General features: G+C 72.5%; 13 protein-coding genes and 1 pseudogene. 7 read left to right on the forward strand and 7 right to left on the reverse strand.

What is annotated here, in order from left to right; translation table 11 throughout:
- A pseudogene (locus ACFE86_RS09185) lies at positions 1-589 on the forward strand (MFS transporter); the annotation flags it as partial.
- A gap of 84 nt (positions 590-673) precedes the next feature.
- Here ACFE86_RS09185 and ACFE86_RS09190 read toward each other — a convergent pair.
- Positions 674-1,093, reverse strand: a complete 420-nt coding sequence (locus tag ACFE86_RS09190) for a hypothetical protein (protein ID WP_375455025.1) — start codon at positions 1,091-1,093, stop codon at positions 674-676.
- Positions 1,094-1,344: 251 nt separating this feature from the next.
- Here ACFE86_RS09190 and ACFE86_RS09195 point away from each other — a divergent pair, with 251 nt between their 5' ends.
- From ACFE86_RS09195 to ACFE86_RS09205, 3 genes are all read left to right on the forward strand, one after another.
- Positions 1,345-2,637: an MFS transporter gene (locus tag ACFE86_RS09195; protein ID WP_375455026.1), complete on the forward strand. Its 1,293-nt coding sequence runs from the start codon at positions 1,345-1,347 to the stop codon at positions 2,635-2,637.
- Between the two features lie 17 nt (positions 2,638-2,654).
- Positions 2,655-3,872: a CaiB/BaiF CoA transferase family protein gene (locus tag ACFE86_RS09200; RefSeq protein WP_375455027.1), complete on the forward strand. Its 1,218-nt coding sequence runs from the start codon at positions 2,655-2,657 to the stop codon at positions 3,870-3,872.
- A 288-nt stretch (positions 3,873-4,160) separates the two neighbouring features.
- Positions 4,161-4,976 carry an enoyl-CoA hydratase/isomerase family protein gene (locus ACFE86_RS09205; protein ID WP_375455028.1) on the forward strand — a complete coding sequence of 272 codons (816 nt, stop codon included), beginning with the start codon at positions 4,161-4,163 and terminating at the stop codon, positions 4,974-4,976.
- A gap of 93 nt (positions 4,977-5,069) precedes the next feature.
- Here the strand turns inward: ACFE86_RS09205 and ACFE86_RS09210 are convergent, their stop codons facing one another.
- From ACFE86_RS09210 to dctP, 3 genes are read right to left on the reverse strand one after another with little or no spacing between them, the layout of a single operon-like run.
- The gene (locus ACFE86_RS09210; protein WP_375455029.1) at positions 5,070-6,422 is read right to left on the reverse strand and encodes a TRAP transporter large permease; all 1,353 of its coding nucleotides are present in this window, start codon (positions 6,420-6,422) and stop codon (positions 5,070-5,072) included.
- Positions 6,419-7,117 (reverse strand): TRAP transporter small permease, encoded by a 699-nt coding sequence (locus ACFE86_RS09215; RefSeq protein WP_375455030.1) that lies wholly within the window; start codon positions 7,115-7,117, stop codon positions 6,419-6,421. The genes ACFE86_RS09210 and ACFE86_RS09215 overlap by 4 nt, the downstream gene beginning before the upstream one ends.
- Positions 7,114-8,148, reverse strand: coding sequence for a TRAP transporter substrate-binding protein DctP (gene dctP, locus ACFE86_RS09220; RefSeq protein ID WP_375455031.1), 1,035 nt, complete (start codon positions 8,146-8,148; stop codon positions 7,114-7,116). Before dctP ends, ACFE86_RS09215 begins: the two co-directional genes overlap by 4 nt.
- Before the next feature lie 160 nt (positions 8,149-8,308).
- Between dctP and ACFE86_RS09225 the strand changes: the two genes are divergently transcribed.
- Entirely contained in the window at positions 8,309-8,965 is a 657-nt protein-coding gene (locus ACFE86_RS09225) for a GntR family transcriptional regulator (RefSeq protein WP_375455032.1), read from the forward strand.
- Positions 8,966-9,057: 92 nt separating this feature from the next.
- Here ACFE86_RS09225 and ACFE86_RS09230 read toward each other — a convergent pair whose 3' ends face one another.
- Positions 9,058-9,753, reverse strand: coding sequence for a GntR family transcriptional regulator (locus ACFE86_RS09230; RefSeq protein WP_375455033.1), 696 nt, complete (start codon positions 9,751-9,753; stop codon positions 9,058-9,060).
- Positions 9,754-9,928: 175 nt separating this feature from the next.
- Positions 9,929-12,913, reverse strand: a complete 2,985-nt coding sequence (locus ACFE86_RS09235) for an FAD-binding and (Fe-S)-binding domain-containing protein (protein ID WP_375455034.1) — start codon at positions 12,911-12,913, stop codon at positions 9,929-9,931.
- A 70-nt stretch (positions 12,914-12,983) separates the two neighbouring features.
- Between ACFE86_RS09235 and ACFE86_RS09240 the strand changes: the two genes are divergently transcribed.
- On the forward strand, positions 12,984-14,072 hold the full coding sequence (locus ACFE86_RS09240) for a threonine aldolase family protein (RefSeq protein ID WP_375455035.1): 1,089 nt from the start codon (positions 12,984-12,986) through the stop codon (positions 14,070-14,072).
- 94 nt (positions 14,073-14,166) lie between these two features.
- On the forward strand, positions 14,167-15,660 hold the full coding sequence (locus ACFE86_RS09245; RefSeq protein WP_375455036.1) for a carboxypeptidase M32: 1,494 nt from the start codon (positions 14,167-14,169) through the stop codon (positions 15,658-15,660).
- Positions 15,661-15,669: 9 nt separating this feature from the next.
- Here ACFE86_RS09245 and ACFE86_RS09250 read toward each other — a convergent pair whose 3' ends face one another.
- Complete coding sequence (locus ACFE86_RS09250) at positions 15,670-19,128, reverse strand: AAA family ATPase (protein WP_375455037.1); 3,459 nt, start codon at positions 19,126-19,128, stop codon at positions 15,670-15,672.
- Positions 19,129-19,145: the final 17 nt, after the last annotated feature.

The raw sequence follows: 19,145 nt of genomic DNA on the forward strand, positions 1-19,145 counted from the left end.
CGGCGGCTTCATCGGCCTGTCGAACTTCCTGCCGACCTTCTTCTACGAGCAGTTCTCCGTGACGAAGGTCGAGGCCGGGCGGCTGACCATGCTCGCGGCGTTCATGGGCTCGGGCATCCGCATCGTCGGCGGCTACTTCGCCGACCGCATTGGTGGCATCGCGGTGCTCTCGGTCGTGCTGCTCGCGTCCATCGGCGCCTTCCTGGCGCTGACCACGACGCCCTCGCTTGCCGCCACCACGATCCTGTTCATGCTCTGCTTCGCGGCGCTCGGCGCCGGCAACGGCGCGCTGTTCCAGCTCGTGCCGCTGCGTTACCCCACCAACACCGCGGTGTCGGGCTCGATGATCGGCGAGATCGGGGCGCTCGGCGGCGCGATCCTGCCGAACGTGATGGGCTTCTCCAAGCAGTATACCGGCGCCTTCGCCACCGGCTTCATCGTCTACGCGGTGTTCGCGGCGGTGGTGCTCGGATGCCTGATGCTGTGGCAGCGCAAGTGGGTCGGCACCTGGGTCGGCCCGCGCGGCAAGGTCCTCGATCCGGCGATCACGCAGACCGCGACCGGCGGCCTGCGCCCCGCCGCGGTCTGACGACCAGGGCGATCGACGTCGGAACGGGGGCGTCGAGCCCGCGTTCCGCGTTCCGGGACCGGGCGGTCGGCGACGGCCGAGCGGTCAGTAACGGGCGGAGACGGCGTTCCCGCGCGGCGGCAGCGGGCAGGACACGCCGTAGGGCGCCACCACGATGTCGCCCGGCCGCGGGTTGTTGAGGGCCACCGGCTGCGTCCCGCCGCCGTCGATATCGACGTAGCAGCGGTCCTGCACCGCCACCGCCGCGTAGCGCGCCGCGAAGACGGGCCTGCCCGCGACGTCCGCGGGCAAACCGGCGCCGGTCGGGCAGAACACCGACACCGCGACGCTGCCGCGCGCCTCGTAGCGGATCGCGCGGGAATGCTGCGGCCGGACCGTCATCGCCGGCCCGCCATCCTGGCTGACGGTCACGAGATAGGGCGTCCGGTTGACCACGCTGCGGGTGCAGCCGGCCCGCGCCGCGCCGGGCGCGGCCGCGAGCAGCACCGACGCCAGGGCCGCCATCGTCCATCCGCGCATAGGTCCGCTCTCCTCCGCCCGCATCGCGGGGTCAACCGTGGCCGTGCCGCCGCGTTCCGCCCCGGTCAATGCGGATGGCGCCGAATCCCCGATCATGGGGCGAGCGGTTGCGCTTCGACCCGGGCCAAGCATACTGGAGACGCGATGCAAACAGCCGCATCCGGCCGCGCGGCCGGCTGACGGCGCGGACCGCCACAAGGCGGCCGCGGGACAAGAGCCGCCGGAGGATCGAGGCCATGATCAAGCGCCTGAGCGCCACGAACAGCGTGCTGTTCCTGCTTTGCCTGATGTACTTCATCACCTATCTCGACCGCGTGAACATCGCCACTGCGGGCGCCGTGATCATCGCGGATCTCGGCATGTCGAACACGCAGTTCGGCCTGATCCTCTCGGCCTTCGCCTATCCTTACGCGATCTTCCAGGTGATCGGCGGCTCGGTCGGCGACAGGTTCGGCGCGCGGCGCACGCTGCTCGTCTGCGGCCTGATCTGGGCGTCGGCGACGATCCTCACCGGCTTCGTCGGCGGCATCGTCAGCCTGTTCCTCGCCCGCGTGCTGCTCGGCTTCGGCGAGGGTGCGACCTTCCCGACCGCCACGCGCGCGATGCAGAACTGGACGGCGCCGGGCCGGCGCGGCTTCGCGCAAGGGATCACCCACGCCTTCGCGCGGCTCGGCAACGCCGTCGCGCCGCCGATCGTCGCCTTCCTGATCTACCACTTCGGCTGGCGGTCGAGCTTCGTCATCCTCGGCGCGATCAGCTTCGTCTGGGTCGTGATCTGGTATCTCTACTTCCGCGACGACCCATCCGACCACCGATCGATCACCCAGGCCGAACTGGACCTGCTGCCGCCCCCGCGCGAGGTCGGCGCCAAGCAGTCGGTGCCGTGGGGGGCGCTGACCCGGCGCATCCTGCCGGTGACGATCACCTATTTCTGCTACGGCTGGACCCTGTGGCTGTTCCTCGGCTGGCTGCCGAGCTTCTTCAAGCAGAGCTACGGCCTCGACCTGAAGAACTCGGCGCTGTTCGCTTCGGGCGTGTTCTTCGCCGGCGTCGTCGGCGACACGCTCGGCGGCGTGCTGTCCGACCGCATCTTCGAGAAGACCGGCAACCTCAAGCTCGCGCGCCTCTCGATCATCGTGGTCGGCTTCCTCGGCGCGGCGGCGAGCCTCACGGGCGTGTTCTTCACGCGTGACCTGACCGCGGTGGCGCTGCTGCTCTCGTCGGGCTTCTTCTTCGCCGAACTGGTGATCGGCCCGATCTGGTCGGTGCCGATGGACATCGCGCCGAAGTTCGCCGGCACCGCGAGCGGGCTGATGAACACCGGCTCGGCGGTCGCCGCGATCGTCTCGCCGATCGTGTTCGGCCTGATCGTCGATGCGACCGGCGACTGGACGCTGCCGTTCGCCGGCTCGATCGGCCTGTGCCTGCTGGGAGCCGCGACCGCCTTCACCATGCATCCCGAGCGCCCGTTCGCGGAGCCGGCCGAGGCCGGTCCGCTGCCGCCGGTGGCGGCGGCGCCGGCGCGCTGAGAGGGGACGCGCCGATGGTGGCGACGCGCCGGAACGGACCGCTCGCGGGCGTGCGCGTCATCGAACTCGCCCACATCATGGCGGGCCCGGTCTGCGGCCTGATGCTCGGCGACATGGGCGCCGAGGTGATCAAGGTCGAGAAGATGCCCGGCGGCGACGACACCCGCCGCTCGGTGCCGCCGTCGATCGCGGGCGAGAGCGCCGCCTACATGATGATGAACCGCGGCAAGCGCGGGCTCAGTCTCGATCTCAAGAGCGCGGACGGCAAGGCGGTCCTGCATCGCCTCCTGGCGGATGCCGACGTGCTGATCGAGAACTACCGCGGCGGCACGATGGAACGCCTCGGCCTCGGCTACGAACATCTGCGCGAACGCTACCCGGCGCTGGTCTACTGCTCGCTCTCCGGCTTCGGCCGCTCGGGACCCTATGCGGCGCGCGCCGGCTTCGATCTCGTCGCCCAGGGCATGAGCGGGCTGATGAGCGTCACCGGCGCGGGGCCGGGCGAGCCGCCGATGAAGTGCGGCCCGCCGGTGACCGACATCACCGCCGGCATCCTCGCGGCGATGGGGGTGCTCGCGGCCTACACCCACCGGCTCAAGACAGGAGAAGGGCAGGCGGTCGACACCTCGCTGTTCGAGGCCGGCATCACGCTGACCTACTGGCAGTCGGCGATCGCGATGGCGACCGGGCTCGCGCCCGGCCCGATGGGCTCGGCCCATCCGCTGAACGCGCCCTACGAGGCGTTCGAGACGGAAGACGGCTGGATCACCGTCGGCGCGGCCAACCAGACCAACTGGCTGCGGCTGCTCGACGTGCTCGGCGCCGACGCGCTGGCCGCCGACCCGCGCTTTGCCCTCAACGCCGGGCGGATGGAGCACCGGAGCGCGCTGGCCGCGGCCCTCGCCCCGTTCTTCCGGTCGGCGGATTCCGGGACGTGGCTCGCCCGGCTGGAGGCGGGCGGCGTGCCGGCCGGGCCGGTGCTCGACGTCGCCGAGATGCACCGCGACCCGCACACGATCGCCCGCGAGATGGTGGTCGCGGTCGATCACCCCCGCGCCGGCCGGATGGCGACGCTCGGCCTGCCGGTGAAGTTCTCCGCGACGCCCGGACGCGTCCACGGCCCGGCGCCGCTGCTGGGCGAGCATTCGCGCGCCATCCTGCGCGAGGCCCGCTACGACGACGCGGCGATCGACGGGCTGATCGCGGCGGGTGTCGTGGGCGAGACGGTGGCGTGACAGGCTCGCCGACAGGTCTTTTCATCCCAACCATCCCCCTCATCCTGAGGTGCCGGAGCGCAGCGCAGGCCTCGGAGCCCTCCAGGGATCACGGCGGCTTCCGGAGGGCTCCTTCGAGGCCGCTGACGCGGCACCTTAGAGCCGTGCCCGACCACGTTGGGTCGGGTCACGGCTCTAGGTCCTTGTCTTAACGCACACTTTCGCGACGAACCGGCATCCACTTCGTCGGAGTGCGCTCTAGGATGAGGGGGATGGGTCGGAACGACTTATTGTCCAAGGACTGATCCGATGACTTCCCAACCGTCCGCATCCACCGACGAACTGCTGGTCTCGCAGGACGGCGGGATCGCCCGCATCGTCCTCAACCGGCCCCACGCCCGCAACGCGCTGACCTTCGCGATGTACGAGGGGCTGGTGACGCAGTGCCTGCGGATACAGGCGGACGCCTCGGTGAAGGCGCTCGTCATCGCCGGCGCCGGCGAGAAGGCGTTCGCGGCCGGCACCGACATCGCCCAGTTTCGCGGCTTCGCGACGGCGGCGGACGCGCTCGGCTACGAACGCTTCATGGACCGGGTGCTCGGCACCCTGGAGCGCCTGCGGGTGCCGACCATCGCGGCGATCGCCGGCGCCTGCACCGGCGGCGGAGCGGCGATCGCAGCCGCCTGCGACCTGCGCGTCGCGACGCGGGACGCGCGCTTCGGCTTCCCGATCGCGCGCACGCTCGGCAACTGCCTGAGCCAGGGCAACCTCAAGCGCCTGTCCGACCTGATCGGCCCGGCGCGGGTGAAGGACATGATCTTCACCGCCCGCCTCGTCGGCGCGGAGGAGGCGCTGGCGATCGGCCTCGTCGGCGAGGTGGTCGCGGATGCGTCGGCCCTCGCCGACAGGGCGAGCGCGCTGGCGGCCCTCGTCGCCGGCCACGCCCCGCTCACCCTGCAGGCGACCAAGGAGGGCCTGCGCCGTCTCGCCGAGGCCGCAGAGGTCGCGGACGGACAGCCGCAGCCGGGCGACGACCTGATCCTGAGTTGCTACATGAGCCGCGACTTCCGCGAGGGGATGGAGGCGTTCCTGGGCAAGCGCGCGCCGGATTGGCAGGGGCGGTAGCGCCTGGATCGGCCCGACCGCCTGTTCTTCGATCGCCCGGAACGGCTCCGGTTTCCCTCCCCCTCTGCGGGGGAGGGTCTGGTGGCGTCGTTCTCAGCGCGTCGACGGCAGCAGCAGGTCCGGCAGCCACAGCGCGATGCCCGGCACGAGGCAGAGGATCAGGATCGCCACCGCCATCAGGACCACGAAGGGCAGCGTGCCCCAGATGATGTCGCGGAGCGGGATGTCGGGGGCGATGTTCTTGATGACGAAGATGTTGAGGCCCACCGGCGGGTGGATCAGGCCCATCTCCATGGTGATGGTCATCACCACGCCGAACCAGACGAGGTCGAAGCCCGCGGCCTTCAGCGGCGGCAGGATGATCGGCGCGGTCATCAGGATGATCGAGACCGGCGGCAGGAAGAACCCGAGCCCGATCACGAGGCCGAGGATCGTCACCAGCAGCACCCACTTCGAGAGCTGCATCGCGACGATCGCGGCCGCGGCCGATTGCGAGATGTGCAGGTAGCTCATCACGTAGGCGTAGAGCAGCGACATGCCGATGATCAGCATCAGCATGGTCGATTCGCGCAGCGTCGCCGTGAGGATCGGGCTGACGTCCTTCGGGCGCCAGACCCCGTAGATCACCGCGATCAGCCCGAGCGCCAGCAGGCCGCCGAGCCCCGCCGTCTCGGACGGGGTGGCGTAGCCGCCGTAGAGCGCCACCATCACGCCGGTGAGCAGCACCACGAACGGCAGCACGCGGGGCAGCGTCTCGAAGCGCTGGCGCATGCTGTAGGTGTCCTCGGCCAGGATCGGCGAGGTCGTGCCGTCGCGCTCGTAGGCCGCCCTGGCGCTCGCGTACTCGGCGCGGAAGCGGAGCACCGCCCAGGCGGCAAACAGCCCGACGAGCAGCAGGCCGGGCCCGATGCCGGCGAGGAACAGGCGCCCGAGGGACTGCTCGGCGGCGACCGCGTAGAGGATCATGGTGATCGACGGCGGCAGCAGGATGCCGAGCGTGCCGCCGGCCGCGATGATCCCGGCGGCAAACCCCGGCGAGTAGCCGCGCTTGCGCATCTCCGGGATGCCGGCCGAGCCGATCGCCGAGCAGGTGGCGGGGCTCGATCCCGCCATGGCGGCAAACAGCGCGCAGGCGAAGACGTTGGCGATGCCGAGGCCCCCGGGGATGCGGTGCATCCAGGCGTGCATCGCCGAGTACAGGTCCTGGCCCGCCTTGGACCGGCCGATCGCCGCGCCCTTGAGGATGAACAGCGGGATCGAGAGCAGGGTGATCGATGCCATCTCCTCGTAGACGTTCTGCGAGACCGTATCGAGGGAGGCCGCCGGCATGAAGGCGAACATGAACGCCAGCGCCACGAAGCCGAGCGCGAAGGCGATGGGGATGCCGGCGAGCATCGCCGACAGCGTCGCCCCGGCATAGAGGAAGCCGATCGCGGCGGTGCTCATCGTGCGGGCCTCGCGGTGTCGGGCACGGTGCCGCCCATCGGGTCGGTCCCCCGCGGGGTCAGCGCGGGACGGCCCTTCCCGTCGGCGTTGAGATCGGCACCGAGGCCGATCTTCGGTGCGACCCAGCCGGCCGAGTCCGGGCCGTAGGCGAGCGCCTGGACGATCTGCACTGCGAACTGGAGGCCGAGCAGGCTCATGCCGAAGGCCATCAGCGCGTAGGGGATCGCCAGCGGCGGCCCCCAGGTCGATTGCGACACCTGCCCGTCGATCCAAGCCTCGTGGAACAGCGTCCAGCTCTTCCAGGCGAAGAAGGCGACGAACACGAAGCTGATCACGTCGGCCATCAGCAGCCGCGCGCGGTTGACGCGCGGCGACAGGAAGCCGGTCAGCGCCTCGATCGCCACGTGGCCGCGCTTGGCCTGGACGGCTGCGGCCGAGAAGAAGGTCGCGCCGACGATCAGGAACACCGCCATCTCGTCCTGCCAGTCGGTCGGCTCGTGCAGGACGTAGCGGATCAGCACGCTGTAGCTCAGCACGAGGCAGGCACCGACCAGCGCCAGCCCGCCGAGGATCATGATGAGCCCGTTCACGCCCTTCATCGCCCGGTCGACATGGCCGAGCACGCCGGGGATCCGCGGCTCGGCGACCGCGCGGGCCTCGGCCGTCGCCGAGGCCGCATCGAAGGCGTGGCTCACGCGACCTGCTCCGCGAGCTTGAGAAGCTCGGCGCAGGTCGCGCTCTTGCCGGCATAGTCCTTCCACGCGGTCTCGCGGGCGATGTCGCGCCACGCGGCCATGGTCTGCTCGTCGAGGTTCTGCACCTTCGCGCCGGCCTTGGCGAAGACCTGCTCGACGTGCGTGTCGTCGGCCTTGGCGCCGGCCTGCCCGAACGATTCGAGCTCGGCGCCCACCGTCATGATCAGGTCCTGGTGGTCCTTCGGCAGGCCCGAGAAGATCGACTTCGACATCATGATCGGCTCGAGCATGAACCAGTACGAACGCTCGCGACCGGATGTGAGCGCCTTGGACAGCTCCTCCAGCCGGAACGAGATCAGGCTGGTCGACGAGGTGATGACCGCATCGCACGCGCCGGTCTGCATCGCGGCGTAGGATTCGCTCGACGGGATCGACAGCGTGGCCGCGCCCGCCTGCTTCATCATCAGGTCCATCTCGCGCGAGCCGCCGCGGACCTTGAGGCCCTTGGCGTCGCCGGGCGCGTAGAGCGGGCGCTCGCGGCTCGCGACGCCGCCCGCCTGCCAGACCCAGGAGACGAGGACGATGCCCTTGGCGTCGAGGATCTCGGCGAGCTTCCGGCCGACCGGCGCATTCTTCCAGGCGACCCCTTGCGCGTAGGAGGTCACGAGGCCCGGCATCAGGCCGATATTGGTCTCCGGCACCTCGCCGCCGGCATAGGGGCTCGGATAGAGCGACATGTCGAGCGCGCCCTTGCGCATCGCGCCGAACTGGGCGTTCGTCTTCATCAGCGAGGAGCCGGGATAGACCTGCACCTCCAGCGCGCCCTTCGACCGCTCGCCGACGGCCAGCGCGAACTTGCGGCACATCCGGTCGCGAAAATCGCCCTCGTCGATGGTGCCGCCGGGGAACTGGTGCGAGAGCTTCAGGACGGTGGCGGCCTGCGCGGCGCCGAGGCCGAAGCGCAGGAGGGCGGGGGCTGCGAGCCCCGTTGCGAGCCCCGTGGCAAGCAGGCTGCGTCGAGTCGGCATCATGGCGTTTCTCCCGCGTCGCACAATTCGTCGACGATGTTTTTGCGTTGCACAATATATTTTGTGCCTTACTCGATATAGACAGAAGACTGCCTTGTATATTTTGTCAACGCCCTCGCATACTATACGACGACGAAGGTCGATGCGCGGGAGGCGTGGAGCGATGAGCCGGGCACAGCGCCTGCGGCAGACCATCGAGGACGAGATCGTGGCGGGCCGCCTCGCGGTCGGCGCACGCCTCGACGAGGGCCAGCTCGCGGAGCGGTTCGGCGTGTCGCGGACGCCGATCCGCGAGGCGCTGCTGCAGCTCGCGGTGACCGGGCTCGTGGAGACCCGGACGCGCAAGGGCACGATCGTCAGCGCGCCGGAGCCGCAGCATCTCCTGGCGATGTTCGAGACGATGGCGGAGCTGGAGGCGGCCTGCGGCCGGTTCGCCGCCCGCCGCCTGACGCCGGAGGACCGGGCGGCCCTGGAGGCGGGGCTCGCGGCCTGCGAGGCGGTGGCCTCGGCCGGCGACACCGAGGGCTATTACGCGGAGAACCACGTCTTCCACGCGGTGATCTATCGGGCCTGCCGCAACGCGTTCCTGGCGGAGCAGGCGCGGCTGCTGAGCCGCCGGCTCGCGCCCTATCGCCGGCTGCAACTGCGCACGCGGCATCGGCTCGCGCAATCGCTGGCCGAGCACGCGGGCATCGTGGCCGCAATCGTCGGCGGGGAGGACGTGGCGGCGGCCGAGCGCCTGCGCGCGCACGTCGTCGTGCAGGGCGACCGCTTCTCGGACCTCGTGGCGGGCCTGCGCTCGCTCAGCGACGCCGCCTGAGCCCAAGGCCGGCCGAGCTCCGCTCGGCGGCACGCTCCACGGGACGCCGGTTGCCTCGTCTCGGGCTCGCGACGACGGGCGTAGGCTGAACCCTACGCCTCGGCCTCGCCGGACGGGTCGGCCTCGCCGAAAGTGGCCGCGATCACCGGCTTCCTGCCGCGGATGTGCTCGCGCATCAGCGGCGGGAGCGCGGCGCCGTCGCGGGCACGCAGGAACGCCACCATCCGCTCGTGCTCGGCGATCGCCTGCGCCCATTGCTCGGGCGTCTGGTGCGCGGCGTAGCGCGAGCGCTGGATCCGGCCGGACAGGCTGCGATAGATCCCCGCCAGGGTGGCATTGCCGCTCGCCGCCATGATCGCCTCGTGGATCTGACGGTTGAGCCGGAAATAGCCGACCTGGTCGGAGGCCTTCCACAGCGCCACCATCGCGTCGTGGTCCGCCTGGATCGCGGCGACCTCGCCGTCGGAGATCCTGCTGCAGGCGAGGTCGGCCGCGGTCGCCTCCAGCCCGGCGATGACCTCCATCATCTCGTCGATCTCGACCTGCGAGAGGCTGGCCACCCGCGCGCCGCGGTTGGGCAGCAGTTCGAGGTGGCCTTCGGTGGCCAGGATCTTGATCGCCTCGCGCAAGGGCGTGCGCGAGATGCCGAAGCGCTCGGTGAGCTCGCCCTCGTTGATGCGGGCCTTCGGCGGCATCTCGCCGGATTGGATCAGTGCCCGCATCCGGTCCGCCACCTCGTCGTGCAGGTAACGCCGGTTGATGCCGAGGCCGGGATCGATCTTGCTCATGTGTTTTCGATGCAATCACGGGCGCGTCGGACAGCGGACCTACGTTTAGGCGCGCCGGAAATCAGTGTCGAGGCGCCGGGGCGCGATCGACGGAGCGTCGAGCGGAGCGAAAGCCCGAGCCCGCGGAGGCGGGCACCGGCGACCGAGGCCGAGCAGGAACCGAGGGCCGTCGCTCTCAAGCGACGGCCCTGGCGCGATCGAGAACACGGGCGACGTGTTGCGCGTCGATCCCGAGCCCGTCGTGGATCTGGTGGCGGCAGCTCGTGCCGTCGGCGACGACGAGGTCGTCCGGCCCGGCCTCGCGCAGGGCCGGGAACAGCGACAGCTCGGCCATCGCCAGCGACACGTCGATGGTCTGAGGCCCGTAGCCGAAGGCGCCGGCCATGCCGCAGCAGCTCGACTCGATCGGGCGCACGTCGAGCCCCGGCACCGCGCGGAGCACGCTCTCGACCGCGCCCATCGCCCCGAACGCCTTCTGGTGGCAATGGCCGTGCAGGTGCGCGACGCGGCCGCCCTGGTCGGCGAGGTCGAGCGCGATGCGGCCGGCCGCGAGGTCGGTAGCGAGCAGCTCCTCGAACAGCACGCTCTGCCGGGCGAGCAGGGCCGTGTCCGCGCCCGGCAGGAGCGCCGCGAACTCGTCGCGGAAGGTGAACAGGCAGGAGGGCTCCAGGCCGACGATCCGGGCGCCGGCCTTCGCGAAGGGCAGGAGCGCGGCGAGCGTCCGCCGCGCCTCCGCCCGCGCCCGGTCGGTCTGGCCGGAGGCGAGCCAGGTGCGGCCGCAGCAGAGCGGGCGGTTGCCGCTTGCCGGAAGCACCCGGTGCAGCCGGTAGCCGGCGGCGGTCAGCACGCGCTCGGCGGCCTCCAGGTTCTCGCGCTCGAAGGCGCGGTTGAAGGTGTCGCCGAACAGGATCACGTCGCGGAAGGAGCCCGCCACGTCCTGCGGGTGGGCGGGCTCGCCCGTCTCGCGCCAGGGGCGGCGCCAGCGCGGCAGCGTGCGCCGGGCCGAAAGGCCGGTCACCCGCTCGGAGAGGCGGGCCAGCGCCGGCACCCGGTCGCGCAGGTTCAGGAGCGGCGCGAGCTTGGCCGCGAGGCCGGCGTAGTGCGGCATCAGCCCGATCAGGCGGTCCTTCAGCGGCAGACCGTGGCGGGCGTGGTAGTGGTGCAGGAACTCGACCTTCATCCGGGCCATGTCGACCCCGGTCGGGCACTCGCGCCGGCACGCCTTGCACGAGACGCAGAGGTCCATCGTCCGCTTCATCTCAGGGCTCGTGAACGCGTCCGCGCCGAGCTGGCCCGAGATCGCGAGCCGCAGGGAGTTCGCGCGCCCGCGGGTGAGGTGCTGCTCCTCGCCGGTGGCGCGGTAGGACGGGCACATCGCCCCGCCGGCGAGCTTCCGGCAGGTGCCGTTGTTGTTGCACATCTCGACCGCGCCGCCGAAGCCGCCGGCCTCCGGCCAGTCCAGCGCCGTCTCGCGCGGCTCGGTCACCGCGTAACCGGGCGCGAAGCGCATCAGCGCGCGGTCGTCCATCGCCAGCGGCCGGACGATCTTGCCGGGGTTGAGGCGGTTGTCCGGGTCGAACGCGTCCTTCACCGCCTCGAAGGCGCGGGCGAGCCGCGGCCCGAACAGCGGCGCGACGTATTCGGAGCGCGAGATGCCGTCGCCGTGCTCGCCGGAATAGGAGCCCTTGTAGCGGCGGACCAGCTCCGAGGTCTCCTCGGCGATGGCGCGCATCTTCGCGACGTCGCCGCCGTCCTTCATGTTCAGGATCGGGCGGACGTGCAGGCAGCCGACGGAGGCGTGGGCGTACCACGTGCCCCGCGTGCCGTGCTTGGTGAAGACCTCGGTGACGGCATCGGTATAGTCGGCCAGGTGCTCCAGCGGCACCGCGCAATCCTCGATGAACGAGACCGGCTTGGCGTCGCCCTTCATCGACATCATGATGTTGAGGCAGGCCTCGCGCACCTCCCAGACCGACCTCTGCCGCGCCGGCTCGACCACCTCGACCACCGCGCCCGGGAAACCATGGTCGCCCATGCAGGCATCGAGGCGCTTCAGGTCGCGCCTGAGGCCCGCCAGGTCTTCGCCCGCGAACTCGGCGAGCAGCAGGCAGTTCGGCCGGCCGCGCGTGATGTCGGCGAGCGTGGTGCGGAACAGCGGGATGTCGGCGCCGAGCACCAGCACGTTGTTGTCGACGAGTTCGACCGCCACCGGATCGAGGTCGACGATGTGGCGCGTCGTCTCCATCGCGGCGCGGAACGAGGGGAAGTGGCACACGCCCATCACCCGGTGCGCGGGCAGCCGCGAGAGCTTGAGCGTCACCGAGGTGGTGGCCGCCAGGGTCCCCTCCGAGCCGACCAGCAGGTGGGCGAGGTTCGGCCGCGGCGCGATCAGCGCATCGAGGTTGTAGCCGCCGACGCGGCGCTGCACCTTCGGGTACTTGTCCAGGATCTCCGCGCGCTCGGACTCCGCCAGCGCCACCATCCGCCGGGCGAGGTCCTCGGCACGCGCCGATCCGACGACGCCGCTCGCGTCGTTGCCGGTTAGCCCGAAGCCGAACGGCTCGGCGTCGTGGAACAGCGCCTCGATGCTGAGCACGTTGTCGCTCATCTTGCCGAAGCGCAGCGAGCGGGCGCCGCAGGAATTGTTGCCGGCCATGCCGCCGATGGTGCAGCGGGTCGCGGTGGAGGGCTCGACGGGGAAGAACCAGCCGTCGGCCTTCACGCGGGCGTTCAGCCGCTCCAGCACCAGCCCCGGCTCGACGGTGACGATGCCCGCCTCGGGGTCGTAGCGGCGGATACCGTTGAAGTGGCGCGAGCAATCGACCACCAGCCCTGAGCCGATCGGCTGGCCGTTCTGCGAGGTGCCGCCGCCGCGCAGGATCACCGGCACGCCGTGCTCGGCGGCGATCGTCAGGGCCGCGGCGATGTCGGCGGCGCTGCGCGGCAGCACCACGCCCGCCGGCATGATCTGGTAGATCGAAGCGTCGGTCGCGTACCGCCCGCGGGTGAAGGCGTCGAAGCGGACCTCGCCCTGCAACGCCTCGGCAAGCCGCCGCGCCAGCCCCGCACCGTTTCGTCCCGCGACGCGCGCTCCCTGCTGCGGAGCCGTTCCAACCGCCACCTGCACGACCCTCCCGATGCGGCCCGTCCGGGCCGTCATCCTCAGATGTATCCGGGATGCGTGCCTGGGAAGGCGCGCCGCCTTCGCGATCCCGCGCGCCCGTGGCAGTATGGGGCCGAACCCGAGCCGAGAGACAAGCCCGCCCGTGACGATCGATCTCTACAGCGACACCCAGACGCGCCCGACGCCCGGCATGCGCGCGGCGATGGCCGAGGCCGAGGTCGGCGACGAGCAGTCCGATTCCGACCCGACGACGCGGGCACTGTGCGAGCGCGTCGCGGCGCTCCTCGGGCAGGAGGCCGGGGTGTTCATGCCGTCCGGCACGATGTGCAACCTCGTCTCGATCCTGGTGCAGACCAGGCCCGGCGACGAGATCGTGGTCGACGATCAGTCGCACATCTACAACACCGAGGCCGCGGGCTCGGCGGCGATCGGCGGCGTCTCGGTGAGGGCGCTCCCGACGCCGGCCGGGATCTTCTCCCCCGAGGCCTTCGCCGCCGCGATCCGCCCGCCGGCGCGCACCGCGCCGCGCAGCGCGCTCGTCTCGATCGAGCAGACCACGAGCTTCTCCGGCGGCTCGGTCTGGGATCTCGCCGACATGCGCGCGATCCGCGACATCGCCCACGCGCACGGGATGAAGGCGCATGTCGACGGCGCGCGCCTGCTCAACGCGGTCGCCGCCACCGGCATCTCGGCCAAGGCTTACGCGGAGGGCTTCGACAGCGTCTGGCTCGACCTCAGCAAGGGTCTCGGCTGCCCCGTCGGCGCGGTGCTGTGCGGCAGCGGCGATTTCGTCGTGGAGGCGTGGCGCTGGAAGTACCGCCTCGGCGGCGCCATGCGTCAATCGGGCGTGATCGCGGCGGCCGGCCTCTACGCGCTGGACCACCATGTCGGGCAGCTCGGCACCGACAACGCGCATATCCGCCTGATCCACGCGGCGATCGCCGACGCGCCGGGCCTGCGCTTCGACCCGACGGCGGGGCAATCGAACATCCTGTGCTTCTCCGTGGACGGGCTCGGCGTGCGGGCCGCCGACTTCGCCGCCGCCTGCCTCGCGCAAGGGGTGCGGGTGCGCGCCATCGGCACCCACCAGATCCGCGCGACGACGCATCTCGACGTGGATCGCGCCGGCGCGGTGCGGGCGGGCGCGGTGATCCGGGCGGCGGCCCACGCCTTCGCGGCTCGCGCGGCCGGTTGAGTCCGCCGCGCGCAGGACCGGGACAGATCTGCCCGAGAGATTGGCCCGAGAGATTTGGCCCGAGACAGGGCGGGCGATGCCCGCGGGAGAGCCGATGCCGCCCTATTCCGTCCTCGAACGCCGCTTCGCCCGCCTCGACGCGGTAAGTGACGCCGCCGGCATCCTCGGCTGGGACTGCCAGACCCTGATGCCGGACGGCGCGGCCGACGGCCGCGCGGACCAGCTCGCGGTGCTGCGCGGCCTCGCGCACGAACTCCTGACCTCGGCCGAGACCGCGGATGCGCTCGCCGCGGCGGAGCAGTCGGCCGGCGACCTCGATCACTGGCAGCGGGCGAACCTCGCGGAGATGCGCCGCCTCCACGCCCACGCGGCGGCGGTGCCGGGCGACCTCGTCGAGGCGAGTTCGCGCGCGGCCTCGAAGGCGGAGATGGTCTGGCGCGAGGCCCGCGCCGAGGCGGATTTCGGCAAGCTCCTGCCGCATCTGTCCGAGGTGCTGCGGCTCCAGCGCGAGATCGGGGCGGTCAAGGGCGCGGCTCTGGGGCTCGGCCCCTACGACGCCCTGCTCGACGCCTACGATCCCGGCATGCGCCGGGCGACCATCGACCCGCTGTTCGCGCAACTCCGCGCCCGCCTGCCGGGCCTCGTCGCGCGGGCCCGCGCGCGCCAAGCGCGGGAGCCCGCACCGCTGCCCCTCCACGGGCCGTTCCCGGTGGAGGGCCAGCGCCGCGTCGGCCTGGCGTTGATGCGGGCGCTCGGCTTCGATTTCACGCGCGGGCGGCTCGACGTCAGCCTGCACCCGTTCTGCGGCGGCGCAACCGACGACGTGCGGATCACCACCCGCTACGACGAGGCCGATTTCGGCCGCGCGCTGATGGGCGTGCTGCACGAGACCGGCCATGCCCTCTACGAGCAGGGCCGCCCGGCGGCGTGGCGCCACCAGCCGGTCGGCAAGGCCCGCGGCATGAGCCTGCACGAGAGCCAGTCGCTCATCGTCGAGATGCAGGCCTGCCGAACGCGGGCGTTCTTCGAGTTCCTGGCGCCGCTCGTCCGAGAAGCGTTCGGGCGCGAAGGCGCGGCCTGGACGGCGGAGAACCTGCACCGCGCGCATACGCGGGTCGAGCCCGGCTTCATCCGGGTCGATGCCGACGAGGCGACCTACCCGGCCCACATCCTGCTCCGCTACGATCTCGAATCGGCGATGATCGCCAGCGACCTCGCGGTGGCCGACCTGCCGGGGGCCTTCGACGACGGGATGCGCGACCTCCTCGGCCTCACGGTGCCCGACGACCGCCTCGGCTGCCTGCAGGACATCCACTGGCCGGGCGGCGCCTGGGGCTACTTCCCGACCTACACCCTGGGCGCGATGGCCGCGGCGCAGATGTTCCGGAGCGCGCAGGCGGCCGAGCCCGGCATCCTGGCCGGCGTCGCCGCGGGCGATTTCTCGCGCTTACGCGGCTGGCTGCGCGCGCACGTCCACGCCAAGGGCAGCCTCGTCGGCACCGACGCCCTCATGGCGCAGGCCACCGGCGCTCCGCTCGGCACGGAGGCGTTCTTGGCGCATCTGGAGGCGCGGTACGCCGGGGCCTGATCCCGCGTCTTACAGGGTCAGCACGTCCGCCGCCGCGCCGAGCCGCGCCTGCGCGAGGTCGGCGACGTGGCGGTGGTGGGTGAACAGGATCGGCTGGACGGTGCCGCCGATCGCGGCGAGGGCTTCGAGGCCGTGGCCGGTGCGCACGTCGTCGAAGGTCGAGAACAGGTCGTCGCCGATGAACGGGGCCGGCTCGGCCTTGTCCGCGTAATCCTCCAGGTAGGCGAGCCGGAGCGCGAGGTAGAGCTGGTCGCGGGTGCCCTCACTGAGGCCCTCCATCGGGACGACCTGCCCGGACGCGCGGCGCGCCACGATCCGCGCCCTGTCCGCCTCGTCGTAATCCTGGGCCAACCCGGAGAAGGCGCCGCCGGTCAGCGCCGCCATGACCGCCCCGGCCCGGGTGAGCAGCGGGTCCTGCTGGCCGGCGCGCTGGCGGCCGATCGCGGTGCCGAGCAGCAGGCTCGCGAGCTTGAGCACCGCCCATTGCCGGGCGCTGCCCCGGAGTTCCGCCGCGGCCGCCTGACGCTGGGCGAGGGCGAGTTCGGCGCCGGTCCCGCCCTCCAGCGCCTCGCGGCGGCGCTCGCAGCGGTCGCGGTCGGCGAAGGCGGTCTTGCCGCGCTGGTCGAGGCCGTCATCCTCCATCGCGAGGCTGCGGAGCGACGCCTCGATCGCGTCCGGGTCGATCGCGGCAAGCTCTGCGCGCATCGTGTCCTCCGGGATGCCGTCGGCGGCCCGGGCCAGTTCCCCGCGGCGGGCGACGCGTTCGGCCCGGAGCGCCCGGCGGGCGACGAGGCGTTCGTGCAGGCCGGCCGGCTCGGTCGCAGGCACCCCGGAAAGATGATCGGCGAGCCCCTGGCGCGCGGCTTCCGCGGCGCGGAGGGCGGCTTGGTGGGCGGCGGCCGCGGCGTCCCGGCGCCGGCCGAGTTCGGACCGGCGCGACTCGCCCTTCAGGGCATCCTGAAGCCTGCCGTGCAGCGCCTTCATCGCGCTCGACGGGGGGAAGCCGGTCAGGTCGGGGGCGAGGTCGGCGGTCAGGCCCGCGACGGTGGCGCGATAGGCATCCAGGTCGCGGCGCAGCCCGTCGATGCGGCGCTGCTGCCGTTCTAGATCGGTCAGCACCGCCGGAACCGCCCGCCACGCGGTAAGCGCGCTGTCGGCCTCCTCCGGGTCGGCCCCGGCGCCGAGGCCGATCGCGGGAACCGCCGCGGCCCAGGCCTCGCGCCACGCCGCGTCCCGCGCGCACAGGGCCGCATGGTCCGCCTGCGTGCGGGCGATGTGCTCGGCGAGCGCCCCGGCGCGGGCCTGGACCTCGCGGCTTGCATCCCAGGCAGCGGCAAGCGCGGCGACGCGCTCCTCGACCCGCGTCAGGGCGAGACCGACGTCGAGGCCGGCGAGGTCGGACAGCCCGGCGCGCTGGCCGAGCGCGGCCAGCGGCGCCCGGAAGCCTTCGACGCGATCCGCGATCCGCGCCCGCTCGATCGCCTGAGCCTCGATCGCCTGCTGCGATTCCAGCAGGGTTTCGACCTCGGTGAGCCAAGCGCCCATCTCGACGGGCGGGGCGGGGACGATCCCCGCGGGCGCCCAGCAGGCGCGCCACGCCGCCTGCGCGGCTTCGAGCGCCGCCTCGGCTTCGGCGCGCTTCGCGTCGGCCATCGCCGCATCCGCCCGTTCGTCCTCCAGCCGCGCGCGGTCGGCGGCCTGCTCGGCGGCGCGGGCCGCGTCCGCGACGAGGTCGTCGGCGGCCCGGTCGGCCTTCGCGACGGCGGCGGCATAGCGCGACGCGGCGTCGGCCGCGCCGGGCACGGACGCGTCCGGTCCGAGGCCCAGCAATGGTCCGAGCAGCGCGTCGCGGCCGGCCCTGAGCGCGACCAGATCCGCGCGGCTCGGGATCGGCCGCCCGGCCTCGCGCTTGCGCAGCCGGGCCTCGGTCTCCGTCACGAGGTGGGCGGCGGCGTCCCGGCGGTCGCTCGCGCGGTCCAGGGTGCGCCCCAAGCCATCGAGATCGCGCCGGAACCGGCCGATCGCCGCGGGCGAGGGAAGCCCGGCCTGCATCAGGGCGGCGAGGTCGGAGACCGGCGGCGACAGGCGGGCGGCCTGCATCCACAGCAGACCGGCCTCGCGCTTGACCGTGCGGTCGAGCTCGTCCCGGCGCGCCACCTCGGCGTGGACGCCGTGAAACGCCCGGAGGTCGGCGCGCAGCGGTGCGGGATCGCGCGGCGGCGCGTCGGACGGGCCGCTCCTCAGAAGGCGCGCGTGCTCGGCGCGGCGGGCCTCCAGGTCCTGCGTCAACCGGGCGATCCCGCCGGCGACCTCGCGGCCGGTGCGGATCAGGCCCTCGATCCGCATCCGGGCCGCGTCGCTCGGCTGGCCGGCCTTCAGCGCCCGCGCGTCGGCGACGCCGATCCGCACGGCGAGGCGGTCGAGGTCCTGCGCGAAGCCGTCGGCCTCGGCCTGAATGCGCGGCAGGTCGAGGCCGTCCTTGTCGAAGCGGGCGACGCCGCGATAGGCCGATTCGATCGCCTCGGCCCGTGCGATCGGCCGAAGGTTGACGGTGAGCGTGGACAGGTCGGCGCCCGCCTCCGCGAGCGATGCCGCGGCCCGGGCCTCCTCGATCGCGGCGGCGTCGGCCGCGCGGAGCCCCTCGCCGAGGCGATCGATCCACCCGTCCGATGCCTCGGGCAGGTCCGCATGGGGGATCGTGGGCTCGGTGACCGCATCGATCGCCGCGATCAGCGGGCGGACGCGCTTCAGCCGGGCCAGCCTTGCCTGCTCCGCGGCGATGCGCTTGCGTTCCGCCGCGATCGCCTCCAGCGACCGGCCGGCGGCGGCGATCTCCTCGTTCAGGTCGCGCCAGTCGCCGGCGCGCAGCCCCGTGTCGCGGATCGCCTTGCGCGCTTCCTCGTAGCGGTCGAGCGCCTGATAGAAGCTGCGCGCCTGCGCCCGCCGCGGCGCGAAGATCCGGTCCGCCTCCTCGTCGAGGTCCCTCTGGAGCGTGCTGTAGCCGCGCAGGCCCGAGGCCGCCGCGAACAGGCTGGCGCCGAGTTCGCCCTCGGCGTCGAGCATCTCCCGCGCCCCGTGGCGCAGGGAGGCCGCGTCGAGGCCGAAGGCGCGGCAGAACACCGCCCGCGTCAGGCCGCCGAGGAAGGGGGCGAGCGCGGTCTCGGGCAGGGCCGCGTCGGCGGCGTCCACCAGGGTGTTGCGGTTGCCCTTGCGCCGGCGGAACGCCAGACGCCGGCCGTCGGCCGCGCCGATCTCGGCGCCGATCCGCATCTGCGGCATCTCGTGCAGGAAGGCGTGGGCGGTGCGCGCCTCGATGCCGAACAGCAGGTCGGTGACGGCGGCGAGTGCCGAACTCTTGCCGGCCTCGTTCGGCCCGAGCACCACGTGCAGCCGCGCGTCCGCACGGAATTCCACCCGGCGCCCGGTGAAGGGGCCGTAGCGTTCGAGGTCGAGGCTCAGCAGGCGCATGGTTCTCCCCGTCGGTC

The sequence above is a fragment of the uncultured Methylobacterium sp. genome, assembly GCF_964244095.1.
Classification (GTDB): Bacteria; Pseudomonadota; Alphaproteobacteria; order Rhizobiales; family Beijerinckiaceae; genus Methylobacterium.